Origin of the sequence: Pseudoflavonifractor phocaeensis, from assembly GCF_016901955.1 — a bacterium.
Classification (GTDB): Bacteria; Bacillota; Clostridia; order Oscillospirales; family Oscillospiraceae; genus Flavonifractor; species Flavonifractor phocaeensis_A.
In genome coordinates, this window is record NZ_JACJLC010000215.1 from 1 (window position 1) to 673 (window position 673).

General features: G+C 72.5%; 2 pseudogenes. Both read left to right on the forward strand.

What is annotated here, in order from left to right:
* A pseudogene (locus H6B51_RS17230) lies at positions 1-484 on the forward strand (stage III sporulation protein AB); the annotation flags it as partial.
* Positions 481-673 (forward strand): annotated as a pseudogene (locus tag H6B51_RS17235) (stage III sporulation protein AB); the annotation flags it as partial. The pseudogenes H6B51_RS17230 and H6B51_RS17235, both read left to right, overlap by 4 nt.

Below are 673 nucleotides of genomic sequence, written 5' to 3' on the forward strand. Positions count from 1 at the left end.
GGAGGGGGACCGGCTCCAGAGCACCCTGATCCTCTCCCCGCCGGGGGGCGGCAAGACCACCCTGCTGCGGGACCTGATCCGCACCGTCTCAGACGGCGGGGCCCACCCACCCCTGCGGGTGGGGGTGGCCGATGAGCGGGGAGAGCTGGCCGCCCTGTGGAACGGGGTCCCCCAGCTGGATGTGGGGGCCCGTACCGATGTGATGGACGGCTGCCCCAAGGGGGAGGGGCTGCTCATGCTGCTGCGGGGGATGAACCCCCAGGTACTGGCCGCCGACGAGCTTACCGCCCCGGAGGACTGTGCCGCCCTGCTGCTGGCGGCCAATTGCGGGGTGAGCCTGCTGTGTACCGCCCACGCCTCCGGACTCCAGGACCTGAGGAACCGTCCCATCTATCGCCCTCTGCTGGAGGGAGGCTGCTTTCAGCGGCTGGTGGTGCTCACCCGGCGGGACGGGGTCCGGGCCTGCCAGGTCAGTCCCCTGTGATCCGGCTGGCGGGAGCTCTGCTGGCGGCGGGGGGGATGGCCTGGATGGGCTGGTCCGCCGCCCGGCGGTTGGCCCGGCGGGAGCGCATCCTGGTCCAGCTGTCCGCCGCCCTGGCCCAGATGGAGCGGGAGATCTCCTTCCGCCTCACCCCTATGCCCCAGCTGTTGGGGGAGTTGGCGGAGGGCGCTC